This is a genomic window from Streptomyces sp. NBC_00988 (assembly GCF_045162645.1).
Classification (GTDB): domain Bacteria; phylum Actinomycetota; class Actinomycetes; order Streptomycetales; family Streptomycetaceae; genus Streptomyces.
Genome location: NZ_CP108730.1, coordinates 411589 through 431134 on the forward strand (window position 1 = coordinate 411589; position 19546 = coordinate 431134).

General features: G+C 68.8%; 19 protein-coding genes and 1 pseudogene. 3 read left to right on the plus strand and 17 right to left on the minus strand.

Features of this window, described 5'->3' with window-relative positions; genetic code table 11:
* Window positions 1–56: 56 nt before the first annotated feature.
* The 7 genes and pseudogenes from OG496_RS01885 to OG496_RS01915 all read right to left on the minus strand — a co-directional run bounded on the left by OG496_RS01885 (window position 57) and on the right by OG496_RS01915 (window position 4776).
* Complete coding sequence (locus OG496_RS01885; RefSeq protein ID WP_405969257.1) at window positions 57–1031, minus strand: NmrA family NAD(P)-binding protein; 975 nt, start codon at window positions 1029–1031, stop codon at window positions 57–59.
* 247 nt (window positions 1032–1278) lie between these two features.
* Window positions 1279–1560: a hypothetical protein gene (locus OG496_RS01890; RefSeq protein ID WP_405969258.1), complete on the minus strand. Its 282-nt coding sequence runs from the start codon at window positions 1558–1560 to the stop codon at window positions 1279–1281.
* A 270-nt stretch (window positions 1561–1830) separates the two neighbouring features.
* Window positions 1831–1905, minus strand: a pseudogene (locus OG496_RS01895) (hypothetical protein); the annotation flags it as partial.
* Between the two features lie 166 nt (window positions 1906–2071).
* A complete protein-coding gene (locus OG496_RS01900; protein ID WP_405969259.1) occupies window positions 2072–2773 on the minus strand; it encodes an SDR family oxidoreductase in 702 nt (233 codons plus the stop codon).
* A gap of 603 nt (window positions 2774–3376) precedes the next feature.
* Window positions 3377–3646, minus strand: a complete 270-nt coding sequence (locus tag OG496_RS01905; RefSeq protein ID WP_405969260.1) for a CocE/NonD family hydrolase C-terminal non-catalytic domain-containing protein — start codon at window positions 3644–3646, stop codon at window positions 3377–3379.
* A 105-nt stretch (window positions 3647–3751) separates the two neighbouring features.
* Window positions 3752–3910: a hypothetical protein gene (locus tag OG496_RS01910; RefSeq protein ID WP_405969261.1), complete on the minus strand. Its 159-nt coding sequence runs from the start codon at window positions 3908–3910 to the stop codon at window positions 3752–3754.
* Window positions 3911–3963: 53 nt separating this feature from the next.
* Window positions 3964–4776, minus strand: coding sequence for an oxidoreductase (locus OG496_RS01915; RefSeq protein ID WP_405976542.1), 813 nt, complete (start codon window positions 4774–4776; stop codon window positions 3964–3966).
* A 319-nt stretch (window positions 4777–5095) separates the two neighbouring features.
* On the opposite strand from OG496_RS01915, the gene OG496_RS01920 reads away from it, so the two are divergent.
* Complete coding sequence (locus OG496_RS01920; RefSeq protein ID WP_405969262.1) at window positions 5096–5629, plus strand: TetR/AcrR family transcriptional regulator; 534 nt, start codon at window positions 5096–5098, stop codon at window positions 5627–5629.
* An 87-nt stretch (window positions 5630–5716) separates the two neighbouring features.
* Here OG496_RS01920 and OG496_RS01925 read toward each other — a convergent pair whose 3' ends face one another.
* The 6 genes from OG496_RS01925 to OG496_RS01950 form a co-directional block, all read right to left on the minus strand.
* On the minus strand, window positions 5717–6286 hold the full coding sequence (locus tag OG496_RS01925; protein WP_405969263.1) for a TetR/AcrR family transcriptional regulator: 570 nt from the start codon (window positions 6284–6286) through the stop codon (window positions 5717–5719).
* 233 nt (window positions 6287–6519) lie between these two features.
* Window positions 6520–7818 carry an SNG1 family protein gene (locus OG496_RS01930; RefSeq protein WP_405969264.1) on the minus strand — a complete coding sequence of 433 codons (1299 nt, stop codon included), beginning with the start codon at window positions 7816–7818 and terminating at the stop codon, window positions 6520–6522.
* A 580-nt stretch (window positions 7819–8398) separates the two neighbouring features.
* Window positions 8399–9067, minus strand: a complete 669-nt coding sequence (gene lipB / locus OG496_RS01935) for a lipoyl(octanoyl) transferase LipB (protein WP_405969265.1) — start codon at window positions 9065–9067, stop codon at window positions 8399–8401.
* A gap of 163 nt (window positions 9068–9230) precedes the next feature.
* On the minus strand, window positions 9231–9674 hold the full coding sequence (locus tag OG496_RS01940) for a hypothetical protein (protein WP_095851092.1): 444 nt from the start codon (window positions 9672–9674) through the stop codon (window positions 9231–9233).
* Between the two features lie 766 nt (window positions 9675–10440).
* Entirely contained in the window at window positions 10441–10932 is a 492-nt protein-coding gene (locus OG496_RS01945) for a DUF6114 domain-containing protein (protein WP_405969266.1), read from the minus strand.
* Window positions 10933–11050: 118 nt separating this feature from the next.
* On the minus strand, window positions 11051–11665 hold the full coding sequence (locus OG496_RS01950; RefSeq protein WP_405969267.1) for a DUF6230 family protein: 615 nt from the start codon (window positions 11663–11665) through the stop codon (window positions 11051–11053).
* Window positions 11666–11937: 272 nt separating this feature from the next.
* On the opposite strand from OG496_RS01950, the gene OG496_RS01955 reads away from it, so the two are divergent.
* A complete protein-coding gene (locus OG496_RS01955; RefSeq protein ID WP_405969268.1) occupies window positions 11938–12648 on the plus strand; it encodes a MerR family transcriptional regulator in 711 nt (236 codons plus the stop codon).
* A 91-nt stretch (window positions 12649–12739) separates the two neighbouring features.
* On the opposite strand, the gene OG496_RS01960 is transcribed toward OG496_RS01955, so the two are convergent.
* Window positions 12740–14917, minus strand: coding sequence for an MMPL family transporter (locus OG496_RS01960; protein ID WP_405969269.1), 2178 nt, complete (start codon window positions 14915–14917; stop codon window positions 12740–12742).
* A 265-nt stretch (window positions 14918–15182) separates the two neighbouring features.
* On the opposite strand from OG496_RS01960, the gene OG496_RS01965 reads away from it, so the two are divergent.
* The gene (locus OG496_RS01965) at window positions 15183–15818 is read left to right on the plus strand and encodes a TetR/AcrR family transcriptional regulator (RefSeq protein WP_405969270.1); all 636 of its coding nucleotides are present in this window, start codon (window positions 15183–15185) and stop codon (window positions 15816–15818) included.
* Between the two features lie 243 nt (window positions 15819–16061).
* Here the strand turns inward: OG496_RS01965 and OG496_RS01970 are convergent, their stop codons facing one another.
* The 3 genes from OG496_RS01970 to OG496_RS01980 form a co-directional block, all read right to left on the minus strand.
* Window positions 16062–17219, minus strand: a complete 1158-nt coding sequence (locus OG496_RS01970; RefSeq protein ID WP_405969271.1) for an L-dopachrome tautomerase-related protein — start codon at window positions 17217–17219, stop codon at window positions 16062–16064.
* Window positions 17220–17519: 300 nt separating this feature from the next.
* A complete protein-coding gene (locus OG496_RS01975; protein ID WP_405969272.1) occupies window positions 17520–18032 on the minus strand; it encodes a nuclear transport factor 2 family protein in 513 nt (170 codons plus the stop codon).
* Between the two features lie 67 nt (window positions 18033–18099).
* Window positions 18100–18912 carry an oxidoreductase gene (locus OG496_RS01980; RefSeq protein ID WP_405976543.1) on the minus strand — a complete coding sequence of 271 codons (813 nt, stop codon included), beginning with the start codon at window positions 18910–18912 and terminating at the stop codon, window positions 18100–18102.
* Window positions 18913–19546: the final 634 nt, after the last annotated feature.

Sequence of the window (19546 nt, forward strand, 5' to 3'; positions counted from 1 at the left end):
TCCAGCGGGAACCGGTGGAGTGGAAAACCAGCTTCCTCTCTGGACCTCTCGGCGGCTCAGGCGGCCGCCAGCTTCTGGATGCGCGGGTGGTTCTTCAGCGCCCACCGCACGGTCTTCGGCGGGCGTCCGAGCAGGCTTTGCAGCTGGTCGGTACCTCCGCGGTATCCGCCGCCGCCCATCAGCCGAGTCAGGGTCTTCAGGTGCTCCGCGGTGTGCGGGAGCGCCGCCAGGGCGGTGTCGACGTAGGTCTCGTTCCAGGTTTCGACGTCCTCGGCGACGTAGACGACCTCGCGCCCCAGCACGGCCGCGTAGTCCTCTGCGAACCCGTGCATGTCCTTCAGCTCCGGACCGTTGAGGTCGTAGGACTTCGAGATATGCGGCGCCGGGTCGGTCAGGATCCGCACGCAGAGTTCCGCCACGTCGTACCCCGCGATGGGCGCGAGCCGATGGTCACCGAAGGGCAGGCGCAGTTCACCCCTGCTCAGCGGCTCCAGCGCCAGCCAGGTCATCAGGGGGTTCTCGACGAACATGGCCCCCCGCACGTTGACGGTCGGGACGCCGGACCACTCCAGCACCTGCTCGGCGACCCAGTGGGCCCGCTGCTGCGGCGACCAGTCGGCGACGAGTCCGCCGAGCCACGCACGCCGTTCTTCCTCCGGCGCGGTCATCCTCTCGAACGTCATGAACGACTGCTCGTACTCGGAGATGTTGACGAACACCTCGATGTCGCCCTGGGCCCGCGCCGCCGCGGCCATCAGGCTGACGGCGTCGGTGTAGTACGGCGACAGGCTCATGCTGAAGTAGATGCGCCGGACGCCCTTCAGCGCGGCGGTCACATCGGCGATGGTGAGCAGGTCACCGGCGAAGATCTCGGCCCCGGCCTGGCGGAGCGCGTGTGCGCGTTCGTCGTCCTGGCGTACGAACGCGCGCACCGGGTGCCCTTGTTCGAGCAGCATCTCGACCATCGTTCGGCTCACACCACCGACTTCGCCGGCGGCGCCGGTGATCAGGATGGGGTTGCGCTCTGGCATCAATGTGTCCTCTGTCTGGTGGGTGGAATCAGCTGTTCAGAAGGCCACGAGGCGGATGCCGCGTGGCGTCATCGGGACGCGGAGCCGTCGATGTGGTTGAGGAAGTCGAGGAGTGCGGCGTTGACCTCGGCGGGACGCTCCTACTGTGTCCAGTGGCCGCGAACCGGCAGCGTCACCGGGCCGTGCAGCTGAGACGCGACAGCGCTCAGCGAGTTGTCCGACCCGCCCCGGCCACGGCAAATCTCGCTCAGCGAGCTGCCCCCGTCCGGGGATGCAACCAGGTGATCGTGTCGCGGTCTCCCGCCACACTCAGTGCAGGAACGTCGATCCCGAGACCCCGGAAGGGTGCGAGCAGTTCGTTGTTGCGTTCGATGTTCCGGTACCAGCCGAAGGCCCCGGTGACCGCCCGCGCACCGTGCAGGACGAAGTCCTCTGCGTACGCCAGGATGTCCTCCCCCGTCAGCCAGGCCGGGAGGGTGGGCGACTCCGGCATGGCGTCCAGGAGGCCCAGACCGTCGGGTACGACCAACGGGCAGGGCTACCTGCCGAGTGATTGTCGCCCGAGGCGCCGACCAGGAGGCCGCGCAACGAGTCCTGGATGTCGTTGACGAACTCCACGTCGGCGACTCCCCGCTGCTAGAAGCAGACCTGGTAGATGCCCTCGCCGTACTCGGTGCGGGTGATCGAGGGCGGCACCATGCCGCCGGGCAGAATGGGCGGAATATTGAGCCCGGCCACCGCACGGAACCTTGTCCGGGCGCAGCATGGCCGTTGTCCAGGCAACGGGTGCACCCCAGTCGTGGCCCACGACGACCGCCCGCTCCTCCCCGAGTTCTTCGATCAGGGTGATCACGTAGCCGACGAGGTGGAGCAGGGTGTACGACGTGACGTCCGGTGACCGCTCGCTGCGGGCGTACCGCGCCGGTCGGGAGCGGCGACCCGGTACCCGGCGCCGCCAGCGCCCCGAACTGGTGACGCCACGAGCACCAGCTCTGCGGCCGTCCGTGCAGCAGCAGGACCAGCGACCCTGCCCCTGTTCGTCACTTCTTCAGCTGGGCGTACATGGCTTCCAGGTCGGAGGACAGCTGGGACTTGACCCAGCGGGTGGTGTCGTCGGCCAGCACCTCGTGCGCTCCCGCCTCGATGCCGTCGAGCGCGGCCACGGCGATGTCGCGGGGGTCGGCCTTGGGCGCGTCGACACCCGACGTCATGTCGGTGTCCACATAGGCCATGTGGAGCCCGGTCACCGCGATGCCGCGCGGCTGCAGCTCCAGGCGCAGGGAGTTGGTCTGCGACCACAGAGCGGCCTTGGAGGCGCCGTAGGGCGTACCGTCGGCCAGCCAGGACAGGACGGAGTGGGCGTTGAGGATGTGGCCCCCGCCGTTGCGCTCGATGATCGGCGCGAAGGCCCGGGTGACCAGCAGCGGCCCGTAGAAGTTGGTCTCCAGATCCCGACGTACGTCCTCCATCGGGGAGTTGAGGTACGAAGCGCGAACGGATGCACCAGCGTTGTTGATCAGGATGGTGACGTCCTGAGCCTGCTCGGCCGCGGCTGCCACGGATGCCGGGTCAGTGGCCTCAAGCGCCAGCGGAACGGCATCGGGGTGGGTCACCGTGCGCGGGTCACGGGCCGTGGCATAGACCTTGCCGGCTCCGCGGGCATAGAGCTCCTCGACCAGCATCCTGCCGATGCCACGGCTGCCTCCGGTGACGAAGACGTTGGCGCCCTTGATTGCTGTCATGACTGCCTCCACGAAGATGAAAACCGATCGGTTTCCACCACCGTAAACCGATCGGTTTCGACATGCAAGTCGGGTTGAGCACCGGATGACGCCAGCAAGCCGGACGGCTCGGTGTCGCCGACGCCCCCGGCCGGCCCGGGGCCGGCGACCAAGGGCGGGCGACTGCCGGCGGCGCAAGGACCGCTCAAATACGGCAGGTGAGCCGGCGAGGCGCGTGACAAGAAGGAAGGCGGGCTCGACGGCGCCGACGACCTTTGTGGCGACGCGGCCTTGCGGACGCGAGGCCCAGTCCGCAGGGGACCGACGCACGGCCCCGTACAGACGGGTCACGCACCCTGCATGAGCTGGAGTCCACGTAGCAGAGTCACGGGATGATCCGGCTCCTTGTGTCGCCTCCGTCGCCGACGCGACACCGCGCGGGGCGCCGGGCGCCTCGACGCCCAACGCAAAGGAGACCCGGTCGCCGGTGCCTTGGGAGGGAACGGGTGAGGCCGGCGGGTGACGATCAATCCCACGACTGTGGCGGCTCGACGGACGTAGCGCCGAGGATCACCCCTGCGAGATGGAGTCACCCATGTCCGCCGTGTGGATCTCCGGTGCTTCTCATGGGACCGGAACCACCGGCAGGACCATGCGGGCCGGCCGGGCGGGGTCGTGGAAGATCTGCTGCCGGGCCACTCGGGCCGTGGTCACGCTCTCCTCGGGTTCGCCCGTGTTGAGGTTGCGGTCCCGGCGGGGGAAGTTGCTGGAGGTGACCTGGACCCGTATCCGGTGCCCCGCCCGGAAGACGGTGCTGGTCGACCACAGGTCCACGACGTGCTCGGCCGCCTCGCCCGGTGTCGGCGCGCGCACCCGGACGATGCCGTCGGCCACTTTGCGGGAGACGCCGTTCTCGTCGACGTCGGTCGCACAAGCGCGCCACCCAGTCGGTCGAGAGTCCGTCCGTGGCGGCGAAGAGCACCGCCCGGACCCGGCCGGTCACTTCGACGTCCTCAGTGAGCGGGTCGGTGGTGATGACCGCCGGCTCAGCAGCACCGGCCACGGCCCCGTACCGCCGGGCCGCTGGACATCCGCCCGCAGCACCGTGCCGTCACGCATCTCCGCCGGAACGTCGAACTCGATCTGGATCTCCGTCATGAGCCGCCCCATTGCGTCGCTTGTCCCGCGGGGTGTGTGAGTGCGGGCAGGCGTCAGCCGGCCAGCTGGTTCATCTTGCGGATCTGCCGGTCGAAGGCCCAGGCGGGAACGAAGCGGAGCAGGCGTGCCCGTCCGGCCGTGGGGCCGGCGGCGTAGCGCAGTTTCGGCTTCGCGTCGGTGGCTGCCGCGACGACCGCCCGGGCGACCACGGCGGGGTCGTCGCCGTCCCTGATCGCCTCTGCCATCACGCGGTCGACGGTCCGCCGCTGCTTCTCGTAGGCATGCAGGGGCGTGTCGGGCCGCGCGCTGTTGGTCTCGAATCCGGTGTTGGTGTAGGCGGGTTCCACGAGAAGCGCCCGGATGCCGTGGTCACGGACCTCGTGGTCCAGGGACTCGGTGTAGCCCTCGACCGCGTGCTTGGAGGCGGCGTAGACGGCCATGTAGGGCTGGGGCACGAATCCGACCACGGAGGAGAGGTTGATGATGCGCCCGCGCCCCTGGCCGCGCATGTACGGCAGGACCTCGTTCACCATGCGCATGACCCCGAAGACATTGGTGTCGAAGACGCCCTGGGCCTGTTCGAGGGAGGTTTCCTCGGCCGCACCCAGTGAGCCGATTCCGGCGTTGTTGACCAGGACATCGATCCGCCCGAACCGCTCGCGCACCTCCTGGACCGCTGTGGCGACCGAGGCGTCACTGGCGACGTCGAGGTCGAGGAACGTCACACCGTCGAGCGGGGCGACGCGCGAGGTGTCGCGGCCGGTGCCGACCACGTTGAATCCGGCTGCGACCAGGGCGAGCGCGGTTTCCTTCCCGATGCCGGATGACGCACCCGTCACGAGTGCCACCGGCCGGTTCGTCGTCATCATGGATTCCTGACTCGCTAGAAACTGATCGGTTTCCGCCCACGGTAAACCGATCGGTTTCCGTGCGCAAGTCCAAACGCCACCCCGATCCTGGCCGTGCCACCGTCTGCACGCCGAGATCGATCGGGCTGCGCGGCGGCTGCGGAGTCTCGTCCAAGGCGGAGCGGTGTGCCGCTTGTGACGCTCGGCAGACGGGAGCCCGTCTCATGGCCGTCGCCTCTCATGGCGGTCGGCCGCCACAAGGGGCCTGCGGACCCTGCGCCCGGTCAGGCGCCTTGCCGGCTGACGCAAACCGACCGGCGCCTGCCACAATGGCGGCATGGCCAGGGTCAGCGCGCAAGAGAGACGCGAAAGCGTCGTCCGCGCAGCGATCGCCGAGTTCGCACTCAAGGGCTACTACGGGACCTCCACCGAGGCGATCGCCAAACGCGTCGGCGTCACGCAGCCGTACCTCTTCCGGCTCTTCCCGGGCAAGAAGGCGATCTTCGTCGCCGCGTTGGTGCGGAGTATGGAAGACACCCGCCTGGCTTTCGAGCAGGCGGGCGACGGGGCGGAGGGCGGAGAGCAGACCCGGCGTGCCATGACGGACGCGTACGCGCGGCTGATCTCGGCGCGCCCCGAGACGCTCCTGATGCAGATGCAGGGATACGCCGTCGTCGCGGCCGCCGCGGCAGAGGGCGACGACCAGACGGGCGAGCTCATCCGGGCCGGCTGGATGCGACTGTGGGAAACCGTGCACCTGTCGCTGGGTGCCGACGTCCACGAGACCACAAGCTTCCTTGCCTGCGGCATGCTCGGCAACACGCTTACGGCCATCGGGCTTTCCTCCGATCACCGGGAGGCAGGGGCCTGAGGCCGTGGGCGTTGCTCCGGCTGCCGGAGACCGGCATCAACCCGAAAGGGAGCCTCGGTCGCCGAGTCTTCTCGAACCCGAGGCGCGTCAGCGCATCTCTGCCGCGTCGAGCAGGGTGACCACGGTGGGTGCGACGAGCCCCGTCAGGTTGTCGGCCTGGATTCCGGCGCGGGCGCTGGCGCCGTCGAAGACCAGGATGAGCTGCCGGGCCAGCAGGTCGGGGTTGCTCGCCCCGCCCTGTTCGGCCTCGGAACGGAAAAAGGCTGTCAGGTTCGCTTTGATCTGGTGGGCCACCCGGCTCGCGGGGTGGGTCTGGTCCTTGAGCTCGATCTGCACAGCCAGGTACCGGCAGCCTTGGAAGTCGGGCGCACCCGCCTGCGACTCCACCCGCTCGAAGACGTACAGGATCCGCTCGCGGGGGGAACGGCTATCATCCGCCGGGGGCAGGAGGCTCGCCCCGAAGGCAGCGGCACGCTCCTCCAAGCTCGCCGCCAGCAGTTCATCCTTGCTCTCGAACAGCTGGTACATGGAGCGCTTCGACACCCCCGCCGCCTTGCACAGCGCCTCGACGCCGATGCCGACGCCGTCGCGGTAGGTGAGCGTGGCCGCTGCCTCCAGCAGCCGCTCCCGGGGGCTTTGCTTCACTTTGGTGGTCATACCGCGAGGTTAACTCGAATCGGACGAAAAAGAAACCGATCGGTTTCCGTGGGGTGTCGGGAAGACCCCCGCCGCCGCGCATCCGCCTGAAGGCCGCTCAGAGGCTCGGCGACGATCTCGGGGGAAAGACCGTCGCCGAGCCCTGATGGTGCACGCGCCTCTCGTTCCCACGGGGGCGCCGCGCACCGGGGCCACTCCGAGTAATGGCCCCGTCTTGGGTGAGCCGCCTTCCGCTACACCGGGGCAGCGGTCTGCTCAGGCTCCGTTCCGGCGGGGATGCGGTGCAGCCCCTTGCGGTCGTACCAGCCCGTCACGCCGAAGCCGAAGAGGGCGGCTGCCGCGAGGCCGACGGCCATCATGACCCAGCCCCGGGTCAGGCCGGCGTCGGCCTGGGCGTCGTAATAGAGGATCGAGCGGATGCCGCCGGTGATCTGGCGCAGCGGTTCGAACTCCGCCAGGAACCGGTAGAAGCCGGGCAGCGCCTGAAGCGGTGTGGTGGCGTTGGCCGTCGGCACCGCCATCCCGATGAAGACCAGCGTGACCACCAGCATGCCGGGCGTACCGAAGACGGCCAGCAGGGTCAGCGCACCGATCCCGGAGACAGCGATGGCGCACACCGAGTACAGCCACAGCAGCGGCAGATGGGCGGCGTGCATTCCCATGAGGCCGACCGCGCCCGCCATTACCAGGCTCCCCATCAGCAGGGACAGCCCGGCCATGAGGGTGGCGGCAATGGCAAGGGTCTGCACCCGGGTCGCCCGGACGAGCGGGCGGTGCAGGCGCAGCGGGCCCATGTCGTTGTGGGTGTAGCCGAGGGCGTGATCCACCTGGCCGCTGATGACGTTGGCGGAGAGCATGCCGCAGACCACCAGGACGAGGGCGTAGTAGAACGCCGTCAGGCCCAGGCCGCTGTGCGAGTCGAGGGGATGGCCGTCCTCGACGGTGACGGCCGCCGGGTCGGCGAGCAGGACGCGGGCCGCGGCGGGCAGCTTCGCCTCCCCCGTTTCGCCCTGGGACGTGAGCTCCTTGCCCACCTGGAGCGAGGCGCCTTCGGCCGCCTGCGTCGTCGCCGTCCGGGCCAGACTGGAGCCCACGCTGCCGGCGGACTGGTTGGTCAGCACCGTCAGCGTCGGGCGGGCCGGGGTCCCGGTGGTCGCCGTGCCGGTCAGCGCGGTGGTGGCGGAGGTGAAGTCGGCGGGGACGACGAGCGCGCCGTACAGCTTGCCCTTGCCGAGTTCCTTCTTCATCTCCTTCTCGTCCATCACCTTCCAGTCGATCTTGTCCCCGCTCGCAGTGGACCTCTTGATCGACTCGGTTATCCCGGCCCCGAGGTTGACCTGCTTGCCGCCGACAGCAGCCCCCTTGTCGGCGTTGACCAGGCCGACGGGCAGATTCTTCATGTGATCGACGGGATCGATGTTGGCCCCGACGTAGAACACGGTGAACAGCAGCGCGAGAACGCCCGTGATGACGCCATTGGCGATCCACAGGGGTTTGGCACGCAGGACGCGGAACGGGTGAATCCCACTCATGACTTACTCCGGTCTCGGACAACACACTCATATCCGGAGAGGGGCGGACAGCTTCATTGCGGTCCGGCAACCCTCGGAACGTTCAATCTCGGCACGCTCGGCCGTCGACGCGGAACCGGAGATGCAGCACCCCGCCGGGACTCCGACTGATGAAACCGGTCGGTTTCAGGCTCATCGTAAACCGATCGGTTTACAAATTCCAAGTCGAGGCGCTGGCCCCTGCCCCAGCAGCGCGAGGAAGCCGCGTGCAGGCGCCATCCCTGTCACCGGGTCGCTGCGAGCCGCGAGCGGAATGGCTCGCTTCAGGTCACGCAAGTCCTCCAGGCGCGTCTCGCCGAACACGGGCATCGGGGCCGCCCCGTCCAGCAGTCGCCGTTACCGGCTCCCGGTGACCTGCCGCTCCAGATGGTGGCCTCGATCTGCCTGGGTCCGGATGAAGCCGATACGGTGCACTACCCGCTCAATCGACGCCGACAAGCAGGAGCAGTTGATCGAGCCGTTCCTGCCGATGGCCGACGCTCTACCGGGAGGCGGGGACTGGAAACTGAGCGGCGGCCACCGCGCAAGCGCCTGCCCCGGCTCAGGAGGGTGTGCGCGTTCGCGCCAGCTCGGCTGTTACGGCGTCGGCTACGGCATCCCTCACCTGCGCCTCCGTGGGCGTGGGCCGGCCGAGTTCGGCGGCGAGTTGAGCCAACGAGGTCATCCGGACACCGGGCAGGGCGCAGGCCGTGAACGTGGTGTAGACGTCGAGGTCCGGGTCTATGTTGAGCGCGAATCCGTGGCTGGTGACGCCGCCGCTGATGCGCATGCCGATGGAGGCGATTTTGCGGTGGCCGGGGGTCCACACGCCGACCAGGCTCTCGGCGCCCCGGGGGGTGTCCCGGCGTATCGCCTCGAACCCGAGTGATCCCAGCGCACGGATCAGGGCGTGTTCGATCCGGCGTATCAAGCCGCGCGGTCCCAGCTCGCGCACGTTCAGCACGAGATACCCGATCAGCTGCCCTGGCCCGTGATAGGCGGCGTGACCTCCCCGGTCGACTTCGACCAGGCTGATCGGCGAAGCCGGTTCTGGCAGTTGGTCGGCCGGTGTCCGCGCCGTGTAGGTGATCACGGGAGGGTGGGTGAGCAGAAACAGCCGATCCCCAGTACGCCCCTGCTTCCGCTCGGCCACCCAACCGGCCATGTCGGCCTGCGCCACCTCATACGGCACCTCACCCAGATCGACGCGCTCCATCTCCCCTGGCTCCATTGCCACTCCCTTGTCTTCGAGGCGACGTCGCCTCGAACTGCACCTTCGAACTCCTGGTCTGGTGTCGCCGATGAACAAACTGTGCATCGCAGGGGCTCGGCATGCCGTCACTCAGGTGTCGTCACCCATGACCACGACCAACCGCAGCCGCCTGATGCTGGCTTCAGCGTGGCGTTCCGTACCCGTGGATCCCCGGGATCGCGAGTTTTCCGCCTGTCTGTCCGGCCTGGTCAATGTCGGCGTCGTCCAGGCCGAGTTGGAGCTTGAGGTCGAGCTTCCCGACCGTGTCGTAGAGCCACTCCGGAATGGTGTCCGGGGTGAGGTGCAGGCGGAGGACGGGCGGCACGGGAACGCCTTCGACGCCGGAGAGGGTGCCTGTCAGGCTTTCGACGTACATGGTGATGCCGTCGCCTCGCAGCGTGGACGTCGAGCCGGGCGCCCCGTCGATGTGCTGGATCTGCGGGCCGACGGGCACCGCCATCTTCAGGTCACGGATCGTGACGCTCCCCGCGGAGAACTTGAGCACCCGCTTGGGCCCGGCGGCCGTGTCCACGGTCACCACACCGCCGAAGACGAGGTCGTGCAGTTCGAGGCGGCTCCCCTTCATGTTCCATGCCTCGGCGGAGAATCGGCCGGCCTCATGCTCCTCGGGGGCCTTGAGATCACTGATGTCGCAGGTTCGGGAGGTTCCCCCGGTGGCCTCCGGTCGGGGCGGCGGCTCGACGGTCCGGCGGCTGGGAGCAGGTGGCGCCGGCGTAGTGGACAGCCGTGGCCCGGGCGGTGCTCCGGGCGCTGGCCTCGAAGTTGCCGAGCTTGGTGAAGGGCTCGCGTGGAATGAGGGGCTCGCGTCGGGTGACGGGCTTTGCTGCTCGGCGTCGTCACGGAAGAGGGGATCGAGGATGTCCGCGAGGCTCGTTGCGGCGGAGGTCGCGCTGGGCGAGGGGGTGGGAGTGGCGGTCGGTGCCGGGGCCGGGCCCGCTCCGTCGTCGCCCACGTGCGACGGCGGCTTGACGGGCTTCCCGCTCGGGTGAGCGCCGGCCGTGCGGGGATCAGCGGACGGGGTGGGGTGTGCGGGAGCGTTCGTCGCAGAGGGTGAGGTGGCGTCGGGACGGGCGCAGTCGACACCGCTGGTTCCAGGCGCGCCTGACCCCTCTTCGGAAACGGAGAGTGCCGCGGTGGCGCTCGTGTCCGCTGACTCGGGCAGGCGTTGACTCCCCAGGATGAGGGCGGTCGGCAGCGCGGTGAGCGCGAGAGCCCTCCCGACCGGCAGACGCAGGCGTGTCAGCGCGGACGTACGCGGGATGGCGTGCCGGCCTCTCGGCGGCCGGGCGAAGCGGGGTTCTGCGGTCTCGCCCTGATTGTCGGGCGACTGGTCACTCACTCCCCTGTCCTCCCGCCCGGACGACTGCGGCTGACGGCTCTTCAGTGCCGTCGGGTATGTCCTCCGGATGCCCGTCCCCGTCCACCGGGCCCCATGCCAGAGCCAGGAGTCCGCCCGCCGCCGCGAGCAGCGTGCCGACGAAGAAGCCGCCGAAGTTGGAGATGGGAAGCGACAGCACGCCGAGGAACACCGCGACGCAGCCGGCGAAGAACCTGATGATCGGCTGGAACCAGAGGAGTCCGCCAAGGACGATCAGAGTCAGGCCGATGACCAGGGATCCGGCCCCCGCGGTGGTGGACATCGCCACGGACAGGGCGCCCAGGGAGAGGTTGAAATACGGGAAGTAGATGATGGGCGCAGCGGCAAGGAGCACCAGCAGGCCCGCCCAGAAGGGGCGTGTGCGCCGCCAGGTCCGGAAGTCCCGGCGAGCGCGGGTGAAGCCGCTGTCACTGTGGGGGTGCGCGGGTGCACCGGCACTCGTCATGTGGCAACTCCCAAGTCGTGAGTGGGTGAGGGTGTCCGCGAGGACGGTGGAACGCTGCCGCCCCCTGGACAGTCGCCGGTCGCTTTCGCGCGCGGGAGGCGAGGGGGCGGGAGCGAGGTCAGAAGCAGTCGTGGCGGCCGGCCGCGATGTTCATGTGCAGGCCCGCCAGTTCGAACGTTCCCGCAGTCGTGGCCCAGACCGTCTGGTGGGCATCGATGATCTCGACCGCGTCCGCCTCCTGGGCGTAGCCGTCGGGATCGACGTGGTCCTTCGGGTTGACCTGACCCTTGGTCATGGAACCGGTGGCGACGCCGATGTCGACGTTGGTGAAGGTGCCCTTCTTGGCCTGGAGGTCGGTCATGTCGATGTACAGGTCCTTGGCCTTGACCGGCGTACCCGACCCGCCGGCCTTGAGCGACATCGTGTAGGTCCCGAGGACGGGGATGTCCACCGGGACGGACTGGCACATGTCGGTGACCGTCGCGTTCTTGATGGACGAGACGGAGACGGGCACGTGCTTGCCGTTCTTGGCGACGTCCACCGTGGCGTAGTTGGCGAATCCGGTGCCGCTCAACTTGCCGGCCGAGACCTGGAAGGCGGAACCGGAGATGCTGAACGAAGCGGCCAGGGCGCCCTGGGCCATGGAAATGGCGACGGCAGCCGTGGCGGCCACGGTCGGCACCGCACCGATGGCGAAACGCTTCCAGTGGGTCTTGCCGATTCGCTGGGACATGGTGTGGTCTCCGTTGTCGATGCGTACGAGACGACCGGACCCGGAGCTGACGGCCCCGGGCCCGGGGTGGGGAGAGAACTGCGGCTGGGTGTGGCCGTGGCGGTGCAGGCGGCTTCCGCGGGCGCGTGTCGTCCACGCGCACGGAGAAGTGGGCACACCGAAGAAGCACTCGATAGTGTTACTACCGAGTACCCGATAGTGGCACTATCGATCCCGTCGGGGCAACCCCCGGTAACGCGATACTGGTGGGACAGTTGAGCGTGAGGGAGCGCATGAGGATTTCAGAGCTCAGCCGACGGTCCGGGGTGCCGATGGCGACCATCAAGTACTACCGACGGGAAGGGCTGCTTCCCGAGGGACGCGCGCTGAACGCGACGGCGGTCGAGTACGGCGAGGAGCACATCCAGCGGCTCCGTCTGATCCGTTCGCTCATCCAGCTCGGCGGGCTGTCCGTCGCCCGTACCCGTGAGGTGCTCGATGCGGTGGACCGTCCACTGGACGGGTTCGAGACCCTGGGCGTCGTCCACCACGCACTGCCCGTGCCCTCCGCAGAGACGAACGGGAAGAGCGGCGCGGACAACGAGAGCGGCCCCGGAGCGGAGAGCACCGCCGACAGGGCTGTACCGGGCGGAGCCGCCACGAGGGTCGAGGCTCTCATCGAGAACATGGGCTGGCGGATCTCCGACGCGTCACCGCACCGTCCGGCACTCGCCGAAAGTCTCGCCGCGCTGAGCCGCCTCGGCACCGACTACACGGTCGACGACCTCGTCCCCTACGCACAACTCGCCACCTCCACCGCCGATTTGGACTTCGCGCAGTTCGAGGGGATCGAGGACCGCATCGCCCTCGCCGAGCGGGCGGTGGTCCTCACCGTGCTGTTCGAGCCGGTCGTCCGGCTGCTACGGCGCCTGGCCCAGGAGGACGCGAACCACCGGCGCCATGATCGCCGTGCATGCGAGCGGAGCGAGCAGCCGGAGGAGTGAGTCCCCAGCAGTGCACCGCCGGCACCCCCGTTCACGACGGCAGCGAGGACCGAAGTGCCCCGGTGAAGACACTTCGGCCTCTCGGGAGGATTCAGCCCGTGGGGACGGGGACCCGCTCGTCGGTGTCCTCCGGCACGTCCGTCTCCTTGATGCCGAACCGGTCGTAGAAGCGGGCGAGCGGGCCCGGAGCCCACCAGGCCGCCCTGCCCAGCAGTCTCATGACGGCCGTTCCCAGCAGGATGCGCACCACCAGCACGTCCACCAGGACCGCGAACACCATGCCGACGCCGAACAGCTTGATGGTCAGCACATCGCTCATCCCGATCGCCGCGAGCGGCACGCACATCAGCACCGCCGCGCTCACGACCAGGCGGCCGATGGACCGCAGCCCCATCGCCACGGCTTCCGTGCTGTCGCCCTGCTTGTCGTACTGCTCCCGCATCCGGGACACCAGGAACACCTCGTAGTCCATGGAGAGCCCGAAGATCAGCGCGAACAGCATGATCGGCATGTTGGGCTCGATGTTGCCCGTCGGATCGAAGCCGAGCAGGTTGTGCAGATGGCCGTCCTGGAAGATCCAGACCAGGACGCCGAAGGTCGCGGACAGCGACAGCATGTTCATCGCGATCGCCTTCAACGGCAGCAGCACCGAGCCGAACGCGAGGAACAGCAGGATGTACGTCATCACCGCGATGTAGAGCAGCATCCACGGCAGGGTCTCGCCGAGCGCGTCCAGGGTGTCGTCGTAGATCGCCGACTCGCCGCCGATGTAGGCCCGGGCGCCGGGCGGTGCCGGTACCTCCTTGATCCGGTTCACAAGGTCCCGCGCGTGGGTCGAGATGGGGTTGCCGTCATAGGTGACCGACACCCGGGCCGTGGTGCCCTCCACGCCGCTGATCCGGGCGCTCGTGGCGCCCTCCGTGGCACCGAGCCGCTCGGCGTACGCCTTCAGCGCCGCGCCCTGCTCCTTCGAGGTCCCGTCGGACTTCAGCACGAGCAGCGAGTCGATGGACTTCACCGCGTCGCCGTCGAAGTCGTGCTCCATGGCGTTGAAGACCTGGCGGCCCTCGGAGGTGCTCGGCAGTTGCTGCGCGTTGATGGAACCGAACTCGATCTTGGAGAACGGCAGGGCGAGCGTCAGCAGCAGGCCCACCGCGCCCACCACCACGACCCACCGCCGCCGCATCAGGCCGTGCCCGAACCGGTACCAGGCACCCTCGCCCGCCGCCGTCGGCCGCCCTGCCTTCTTGCGGCGCAGCGGGAAGGCATTGACCTTCGGTCCCATCACGGCGAGCAGCGCGGGCAGCGCGACCAGCGAGAAGAGCACCGCCAGCAGGACCGCTGCCACGCCGCCGTACGACATCGACTTCAGGAACGTCGACGGGAAGAGGGTCAGGCCGGCCAGCGCCGCCGCGACCGTGGTGCCGGAGACCATCACGGTACGCCCGGCCGTGGCAATGGTGCGCCCGATCGCCGCTTCGCCGGTGTAGCCGGCCGCCAGTTCCTCGCGGTAGCGGCTCACGATCAGCAGGCCGTAGTCGATGGCGACCGCGAGACCCAGGATCGTGACCAGGCTCATGGAGAACACCGACACGTCGGTGATGTTCGCGATGGTCCGCAGGACCGCCATCGAACCGAGGATGGAGAGCACGCCGACGAGCAGCGGGAGGAAGGCCGCGGTCAGACCGCCGAACACGACCAGCAGGAGCAGGAAGAGCACGGGGGCCGAGATGATTTCCGCGGTTCTCAGGTCATGTTCGATCTTCTCACTCGCCTGGTGGCCGGTGGGTACCGTGCCGCCCTGCAACGTCTGAAGGCCGGGTGCCGGGATCTTGTCCTTGACGGCCTTGTACGCGTCCTCCTTGGCCTTCTCGCTGCTGCCGTGCAGGTTCAGGGCGACGTAGGTGGCGTGCCGGTCGTGGCTGACCTGCGCCGGCATCCTGGTCGTCCAGAAGTCCAGGTAGCCGGTCACCTCCGACTTCGGCAGGGACTCCAGCCGCTTGACGACCGCCTGCTGGAAGGACGGGTCGTCGACGGTGCGGTCCTTGTCGCGGTAGACGATCACCGCGTCGGGTGTCCGCTGCGGGAACGCCTTCTCGGCGATGTGGGCCGCGCGCACGCTGTCCGAGCCGGGGTCCTGGAAGCCGAGCGGTGTCAGGGAGCCGAAGACTCCGGCACCGTAGGTCCCGGACAGGACGGCGAACAGCATGGTCAGTATCAGCACCGGCTTTCGCCTGCGGTACAGCAGCCGCCCGAACCCCTCAAACATGACTTCTCCTAGATCGTTGGCCAGCGCCGGACAGGACCGTCCCAAGGTCGGCACCGAACGAACCGTAACAGTGTTTTTATTGCTCGATGCAACGCTGTTGCGTAGCTCTCATTCGGAGAGTGGGCGCGTCTCTCTGCCCTGACCTGCCGGTATGCGAGAGGAGCTCGTTCGGAGGCGGCGGATCCTGGTGCGGGGCGGGGCGGACGACAACAAGTCAAAGCGGTGCCGATAGGCATTCATAACGGCGTTGCAATACGATGACGCCATGGCCAGGCTCAAGACACATGACGAAGCACTCCGGCTCCGGCTCCTGCACCGCGCGGCCGCCACGGTCTTCGACCGCGGCACCGCCGCGCTGAGCCTGCGACAGCTCGCCGCGGACGTGAAGACCTCGACCACGGCGGTCTACTCGCTGTTCGGCAACAAGGCGGGTCTGCTCAGGAGCCTGTACGAGGAGGCCGCGCGGCTCTTCGTCGCACGCCTGGCAGCCATCCGTCCGACGGACGACCCGGCCGGCGACGTGATCCGGCTTGGGCTCGTCTATCGCGAGTACGCCATCGCCAACCCGCATCTCTACGCGATCCTCTTCGCCGACCGCAGCGTCCAGTGCCCGTCCGAGCCGGAGTCGGAGAGGCCGCGTGAGGCCATCGAGACCTACCGGCCCCTCGTCGACGCCGTGCGGCGCGGACAGCAGGCAGGGCAGTTCAGTTCGGAGTCCGACCCGGAGGTCATCGCGCTGTCGGTCTGGGGAACGGCCCATGGCCTGGTGTCCCTGGTGCTGTCGGGGAACGAGCCGCCCGGGCTCGCGGTCGCCGACTGCTACGAGCGGGCCTTGGGGGTATTGGTAGCGGGCTGGCGAGTGAGCGAGGGGAAGGTTCAGGCGTTCGCGGACGTGCCGTGAGCCCGGAGCCGGTACCGCTCCGGGCCTGAACGTACGGTTCAGCGCTTTGAGGGCGCGGAGTTGTACGGAGACTGTCGAGTTGTACGGAGACCATGGCCTGCCCGAAATCGACCGCAGCGCCGCGCACTGCACCGGCAAGACCTGCCCCGCCCGGGTCCGCGCCCAGGTCGAGGGCGCCCGCTGTACGACCGGGGTGCACACTGCTCCCCCGCCCAGGCGGCCGCCCGACGCGGGCCGGCGAAGTCACACGAGCCTGACCGGTCCCGCGTCGATCGGCAGGCGGACCAGGAGGTAGGGCTTGCGGCGCAGGTCGTGGCCCTCGTGGAAGGGCGCCAGCCGGTCGAGCTGGTTGGCGGTGGCGTACAGGTGCCGGTCCGAGGCGATGGACAGGGTGTCGATCCAGTTCAGGTCGCTCCCCTGGGCGAGGGTCCGGTAGGTGCCGTTCGGGCTCCTGCGCCAGATCGCGTTGTGTTCCAGGTCGCCGCCGTAGAGCCGCCCCTTGTCGTCGCTCTCCAGGCCGTCGGCCATCGGCTTGAACCCGAGGTTCTCGACCGTCGCCGCCACCTCGGCGTCCGTGGCGTCCGGGTCGGCGAGGGCGTCGGTGGACACGCTGTGCAGTCGACGGCTGGAGAGCGGGCAGTAGTAGAGGCGCGTGCCGTCGGCGCTGAGAGCGATGCCGTCGGAGCCGGTCTCGTAAGAGGTGGGCTCGCCGCCCGCGGGGCGGACCATGAAGGGCTGGCCATCGATGATCGGAACGAAGTCCGGGTCCGGGAGTGCCGAGGGGTGCCCGGTCAGTCGCCGCCAGGAGCGGCCCGTGGCGAGGTCGACCACGATGATGCCGTTGGAGCCGCCCGAGTCGGTGATGAAGGCCATGCCCTCGGCGCCGCGCCGCAGGTCGAAGCGCACGTCGTTGGGGTAGCTGTTCGCCGGCACCACCTCGGGCGGGAAGAGGATCTTCCGTACGATCCGGTCGGTGCGCAGGTCGACCGCCACGAGCTTGGGGCCGCCGTAGGAGGACCCGGCGAACAGCGGGCTTCCGGTGTCGAGGATCCACAGCCGGTCGGCCCCGTCGACGACGACGCTCTGCACCGACTGCAAGTGCCCGGCCAGGTCTGCGGCGTCCTGACGGTTCACCTCGGCGTCGGGGTAGGCAACCGGCTTCCCGCTGCGCAGTTCGGCGACGGTGAACGGGACGTCGTCGCCCCAGCGGGGAAAGTTGACGAAGATGCGGCCGCGGCGCGAGACGGTGACACCCGTCGGCATCGCGCCCCAGAAGCGGGCAACGACCTCGTAGTGACTGGCTGTTGAACCGGAGGGGGAGGCGGAGGCGTAGACGGGTCCGGCGAGTTGGGTGGCGGCCAGCGACACGGTGGTTGCCGTAAGGAACGTACGTCGCTTCATGGGAGCGTCTCCTACTGGGTCAAGTTGCTGGAAGGCGCGGCGAGTTGCCGCATCACCTCGGTGCACGGGGGGGGATTGGCCGGACGTTGCCGTGGCCGGTGAGGGACGGTGCCTCCAGCAACCGCCCTCGGGAGTCGGCTTCGCCCGTGCGGTCAGGGCGCGCCGGAGCCCACCTGGACGGCAGATACCTCGTGCGTTCCTGCGAACTGAAGCTGTCCGCCGGGGACATCGCCTGCGGCTGTCGCCAACTCCTGGAAGGGGAACGGGGCCAAACGGCCAGTGGGCCTGGTGCTCTCAGGTCTACCGGGCTGTCGGCCGGGTCTTCGCGACCATGCCGCTGTCCCCCGAAGAGACCATCGCGTGAATGGGTACAGTGCTGACGCTCATGAGCGTCGCAAGGCCCCGGCGGCCCTGCTGGCGGGCGAGCGCCGGACCCATGAGGTGCATCAGGGCGGTGAGGGCAGGCATCGGACGCCCGAAGAGCGTGATCTCCGTAATGCGTGCTTGGTCGTCGAGCCGCAGCAACTGCACCTCCTCGAACGACTGGGAACCCACCCGCGCCCGGTAGACCAGCGCGTACGTGTCGCCCTCGCCGGTCTGGGTGTGGTAGCGGACGTCCTTGACCACCGCGAACGCCACGGTCAGGAAGTCACGCAGCTGGTCGGATCCCTCAAAGCGGAACTGGTCGGAGAGCGGCGAGCTGAGCACGACGTCCGGGCTCAGACACGCGACCGCGGCGTCGACGTCACCGTGTTCCTCGGCGGAGCGCCAGCGCGCCACGGTGGCGGCGGAAGAGGGCAGGGGCTCGGACACAGGTCTCTCCCGGTATCAACGGCGCGAACGGGTTTGTGGGTGGACGGGGTTTGCGGGTGGTGGGGTGTCAGCCGGCCAGCTTGTTCATCGTGCGGATCTGCTTGTCCAGGACCCAGGCGGGAACGAAGCGGAGCAGGCGTGCGCGTCCGGCCGTGGGGCCGGCGGCGTAGCGCAGTTTCGGCTTCTTGTCAGTGGCGGCCGTGACGATCGCCTTGGCGACCACGGCGGGGTCGTCACCGCTCTTGATCGCCTCCGCCATCAGGCGGTCGAAGACGTGCCGCTGGTCGGCGTAGGTCTGCAGGGGGCTGTCGGGCTTGGCGCTGTTGGCCTCGAACCCGGTGTTGGTGTAAGCGGGTTCGACCAGGAGCGAGCGGACACCGTACTGCCGGACCTCGTGGTCCAGGGACTGGGAGTAGCCCTCGATGGCGTGCTTGGACGCGCCGTAGACCGCCATGTAGGGAGCGGGGATGAAGCCCTGCACGGACGAGAGGTTGATGATGCGTCCGCGCCCCCGGGCGCGCATGTGCGGCAGGACCTCCTTCACCATGCGTATGACCCCGAAGACGTTGATGTCGAAGACGCCCTGGGCCTGCGCGAGGGAGGTCTCCTCGGCCGCGCCGATCGAGCCGATGCCGGCGTTGTTGACCAGGACGTCGATCCGCCCGAACCGGTCGATCACCTGCTGGACCACCGCGGTGACCGACTTGTCACTGACCACGTCGAGGTCGAAGAACGTCACGCCCTGGAGCGGGGTGACGCGTGAGGTGTCGCGGCCCGTGCCGGCCACCTCGAAACCCGCCGCGACCAGCGCGAGCGCGGTCTGTTTGCCGATGCCGGAGGAGGCACCCGTCACGAGGGCCACCGGTCGATTTGTCGTCATCATGCACTCCCGAACTCCTGGAGGAAACCGATCGGTTTCGCCTTGCCTCACTGTAAACCGCTCGGTTTCCAGTGCGCAAGCTCTCAAGCAGGGAACCGATCCCGGGCCACGTCACAGGCCGGCTTCAGGTCGAGCTGACCGGCGCCCGCCGGCATGGCGGCACGCACCGGATGAGCAGGCAGGAGAGATGTGGGAGCGCCATCCCCGCGCCGCGATCGCGAGTTCGCGCTCAAGGCTTCCGTGCTCCGCGTCAAGGTGATCGTCACCGCCGCCTTGACGCGGAGCACGGAAGGGGCCCGCCCGGCGTTCGAGAGCGTGGCCAAGAGGATGAGGGGCAGCTCTGCCGAGGCGATTGCCAGGCGTGTCTCGGCCCACCCCGAAACGCCTCAGATGCAGATGCAGGGATACGCCGTCGCGGCAGCCACCGACGCGCGGGCAATGACCAGATCGGCTAGCGTCCGGGCCGACCGGATGAGGCTCCGGGAAACGGTGACCATGCCCTGCCGCCGGGCGCCGATGCCGCCAAGACCACAGCCTCCCCCGTGCCCGGCTGCCCATCAATTCCCTTATGATCATCTGGCTTTAGGATCATCGGGCTTTGCCCCGAATGCCGGGGAGCAAGGGCATCAAGTCA

Bases quoted from the DNA above. Each gene is read 5' to 3' on its own strand.
- OG496_RS01910 (WP_405969261.1), bottom strand. From the start codon at position 3,910: ATGACGGAGATCCAGATCGAGTTCGACGTTCCGGCGGAGATGCGTGAC.
- OG496_RS01965 (WP_405969270.1), top strand. From the start codon at position 15,183: ATGGCCAGGCTCAAGACACATGACGAAGCACTCCGGCTCCGGCTCCTG.
- OG496_RS01920 (WP_405969262.1), top strand. From the start codon at position 5,096: ATGGCCAGGGTCAGCGCGCAAGAGAGACGCGAAAGCGTCGTCCGCGCA.
- OG496_RS01970 (WP_405969271.1), bottom strand. From the start codon at position 17,219: ATGAAGCGACGTACGTTCCTTACGGCAACCACCGTGTCGCTGGCCGCC.
- lipB (WP_405969265.1), bottom strand. From the start codon at position 9,067: ATGGAGCCAGGGGAGATGGAGCGCGTCGATCTGGGTGAGGTGCCGTAT.
- OG496_RS01980 (WP_405976543.1), bottom strand. From the start codon at position 18,912: ATGACGACAAATCGACCGGTGGCCCTCGTGACGGGTGCCTCCTCCGGC.
- OG496_RS01950 (WP_405969267.1), bottom strand. From the start codon at position 11,665: ATGTCCCAGCGAATCGGCAAGACCCACTGGAAGCGTTTCGCCATCGGT.
- OG496_RS01955 (WP_405969268.1), top strand. From the start codon at position 11,938: ATGAGGATTTCAGAGCTCAGCCGACGGTCCGGGGTGCCGATGGCGACC.
- OG496_RS01915 (WP_405976542.1), bottom strand. From the start codon at position 4,776: ATGACGACGAACCGGCCGGTGGCACTCGTGACGGGTGCGTCATCCGGC.
- OG496_RS01960 (WP_405969269.1), bottom strand. From the start codon at position 14,917: ATGTTTGAGGGGTTCGGGCGGCTGCTGTACCGCAGGCGAAAGCCGGTG.
- OG496_RS01900 (WP_405969259.1), bottom strand. From the start codon at position 2,773: ATGACAGCAATCAAGGGCGCCAACGTCTTCGTCACCGGAGGCAGCCGT.
- OG496_RS01940 (WP_095851092.1), bottom strand. From the start codon at position 9,674: ATGAAGGGGAGCCGCCTCGAACTGCACGACCTCGTCTTCGGCGGTGTG.
- OG496_RS01885 (WP_405969257.1), bottom strand. From the start codon at position 1,031: ATGCCAGAGCGCAACCCCATCCTGATCACCGGCGCCGCCGGCGAAGTC.
- OG496_RS01930 (WP_405969264.1), bottom strand. From the start codon at position 7,818: ATGAGTGGGATTCACCCGTTCCGCGTCCTGCGTGCCAAACCCCTGTGG.
- OG496_RS01945 (WP_405969266.1), bottom strand. From the start codon at position 10,932: ATGACGAGTGCCGGTGCACCCGCGCACCCCCACAGTGACAGCGGCTTC.
- OG496_RS01925 (WP_405969263.1), bottom strand. From the start codon at position 6,286: ATGACCACCAAAGTGAAGCAAAGCCCCCGGGAGCGGCTGCTGGAGGCA.